Genomic DNA, 3,069 nt, shown 5'->3' with positions numbered 1-3,069 from the left:
GCGGCGCTCGCCGCCGCGGTGCCGGAGGCCGCGGACGTCCACGTCGTCAACAACAACGCCGCCGCGCTCGTCCTGGCGGCCACGGCCCTGGCCGCCGGACGCGAGATCGTGGTCAGCAGGGGCGAGCTGGTGGAGATCGGCGACGGCTTCCGTATCCCCGACCTGCTCGTCTCCACCGGGGCGAGGCTGCGCGAGGTCGGCACCACCAACCGCACCACGGCCCGCGACTACGCCGGCGCGGTGGGCCCGGAGACGGGGTTCGTGCTCAAGATCCACCCGTCGAACTACCGGATCGAGGGCTTCACCGGCTCGGCCGAGGTGTCCGAGCTGACCGGGCTCGGCGTGCCCGTCGTCGTCGACATCGGCTCCGGGCTGCTCACCCGGGAGCCGCTGCTGCCCGCCGAGCCCGACGCCGCCGGCATGCTCAGGGCGGGCGCCGGCCTGGTGACCGCGAGCGGCGACAAGCTGCTCGGCGGGCCGCAGGCGGGGCTCCTGCTCGGCCGCGCCGACCTGGTGGAACGCTGCCGGCGGCACCCGCTCGCCCGCGCCCTGCGCGTCGGCAAGCTGACGCTCGCCGCGCTGGAGGCGACGCTGCGCGGTCCGGTGCCGCCGGTCGTCGAGGCGCTGCGGGCCGATCCGGCGGCGCTGGCGGAACGCGCCGCGGCCCTGGCGTCCCGGCTGGCCGCCGCGGGGGCGGACGCCCGGGCGGTGCCGAGCGCCGCGGCCGTCGGCGGCGGGGGCGCGCCCGGCGTCACCCTGCCGAGCGCCGCGGTGAGCCTGCCGGAGCGGCTCGCGGCCCCGCTGCGGACGGGGGACCCGCCGGTCGTCGGCCGGGTGGAGGGCGGCCGCCTGCTGCTGGACCTGCGCGCGGTCCCGCCCGCACGGGACGACGACCTCGCACGGGCCGTGCTCGCCCTCGCATCCGCCACACCCGTGAGGGAGGGGAGGACGGGATGACGCACGTGGTCGCCACCGCGGGTCACGTCGATCACGGCAAGTCCACCCTCGTACGGGCGCTCACCGGCATGGAGCCCGACCGGCTGGAGGAGGAGCGGCGGCGCGGCCTCACGATCGAGCTCGGCTACGCCTGGACGGTCCTGCCCTCGGGGGAGCGCCTCGCGTTCGTGGACGTGCCGGGCCACGAACGGTTCCTGGCCACGATGCTGGCGGGGGTAGGACCGGTGCCGGCCGTGATGTTCGTGGTGGCGGCCGACGAGGGGTGGATGCCGCAGTCCGAGGAACACCTGGTCGCGCTGAAGGCCCTGGGGGTACGGCACGGCGTGCTCGCGGTGACCCGGGCGGACCTCGTCGACCCCGAGCCGGCCGCCGAGCGGGCCCGGGACCGGCTGCGCGAGGCCGGTCTGGGCGGGGCCGAGACCGTCGCCGTCAGCGGGCGCACGGGCCAGGGACTCGACGGGTTGCGGGCGGCGCTCGATCGGATGGTGGCCGCGCTGCCGCCGCCGGACCCGTCCGCCCCGGTACGGCTGTGGGTGGATCGTGCGTTCAGCGTGACGGGCAGCGGCACGGTCGTGACCGGGACGCTGCCCGCCGGCACGGTCGCGGTGGGCGACGAGCTGCTGCTGGCCGGGGAGCCGGTGCGGGTCAGGGCGCTGGAGTCGCTGAAGGAGCCGAGGGAGACGGTGCCCGCGGTCGCCAGGGTGGCGGTGAACCTGCGCGGCCACGCCGTTCCAGAACGGGGTCAGGCGCTGGTCACGCCGGGCCGGTGGACGTACACGGACCTGGTGGACGTACGGGTCTCCCCGGTGGGCGGCCCGATCGGGCGGTTGCCCGGGCGGCTGACCGTGCACGTGGGGTCGGCGGCGGTCGTCTGCGAGGTGCGGCCCCTCGACGGGCCCTTCGCGCGGCTGAGGCTGGCCCGGCCGTTGCCGCTCCACCTCGGCGACGTTCTGCTCCTGCGCGACCCCGGCCGCGACCCGGGGCGCGACCGGGCCGAGGTGCGGGTGCTCGCGGGCGCGACCGTCCTCGACGTACGTCCCGCGCCGCTGCGCCGCAGAGGCGCCGCCCGGCGACGAGCCGCCCTCCTGGAGACAGCCCTCCGCGAGACCCCCTTCCTGAAGCCACCCCTTGCGGCAACGGCCCTCCCTCGCACGCCCCTCCGGGAGGCACCCCTCCGGGAGGCACCCCTCCGGGAGGCTCCTCTCCGGGAGGCGGCTCTACGGGAGGCGGCTCTACGGGAGGCTCCTCTCCGGGAGGCGCCCCTCCAGGGGGAGGCCGCGCCGGGGGGCGACGTGTCCGGTGGCGTGCCGGGCGTGGCGTTCGCCTTGCGTGTGCACGGGCTGCTGCGCGCCGCCGACCTTCGCGCCATGGGCGTCGAGCCACCCGCGCAACCCGCCTCCGACCCGTCCGGCCCCGCGCGGGCCGCTGCGGAGCCGTCCGGCCCCACGACTGCGCCCCGACCCGCGAAGTCACCCCGACCCGCGGAGGTCCCCCGACGCGAGGGAGGTCCCCGCATTGCGAAGGCACCTCACCCAGCGGAGGGCCCGTGCCCAGTGGAGGCCCCCGGACCCGCGAGCGCGCCTCAGCCCGTGAGGCACCTTGAGCCCGTGAGGGCCTCTAAGCCAGTGAAGCCCCCGGAGCCCGTGACGGCCCCTCAGTCTCCGAGGGCGCCGCAACCGGGGACGGCGCCGCAACCTGAGACGGCGCCAAGGCCCGTGTGCGGGGACTGGTACGCCGACCCTCACCTGTGGGATGAGTGCGCGCGCCGGCTCATGGACGTCGTGCGGCGGTACGCCCTCGACAACCCCCTGGAGCCCGGCATGCCCGTCGAGGCGGCCCGTCACGAGCTGGGCCTGCCCGATCGCCGGCTGGTCGTCGCGCTCGTACGGCCGCCCCTCACACTCGCCGCGGGCCGGATCGCCGCCGGGCCGGCGGGGCTGCCGGCTCCCGTGGCGGGGGCGGTCGAGCGGCTGAGGCGGGAGCTGGCGGCGCATCCCTTCCAGGCGCCCGAGGCCGCCCGGCTGGCCGAGCTGGGGCTGGGCGGGCGCGAGCTGGCCGCGGCCGTGCGGGCCGGCGCGCTGCTGCGCGTCGGCGAAGGGGTCGTGCTGCTCC

General features: G+C 77.8%; 2 protein-coding genes. Both read left to right on the top strand.

From position 1 onward, the window contains the following. The coding region (gene selA, locus AB0H81_RS44375; RefSeq protein WP_358388429.1) for an L-seryl-tRNA(Sec) selenium transferase at positions 1 to 957 on the top strand (957 nt) is incomplete at its 5' end. Continuing rightward, positions 954 to 3,069, top strand: a 2,116-nt coding sequence (gene selB, locus AB0H81_RS44370; protein ID WP_358388426.1) for a selenocysteine-specific translation elongation factor, incomplete at its 3' end; no start/stop codon positions are given. The genes selA and selB, both read left to right, overlap by 4 nt.

The sequence above is a fragment of the Nonomuraea sp. NPDC050691 genome (genome assembly GCF_040654455.1).
In the GTDB taxonomy this organism is placed as follows: Bacteria; Actinomycetota; Actinomycetes; order Streptosporangiales; family Streptosporangiaceae; genus Nonomuraea.
The sequence above is the reverse complement of the archived record's forward strand: the minus strand, read 5'-3'. Positions and strand labels throughout refer to the sequence as shown.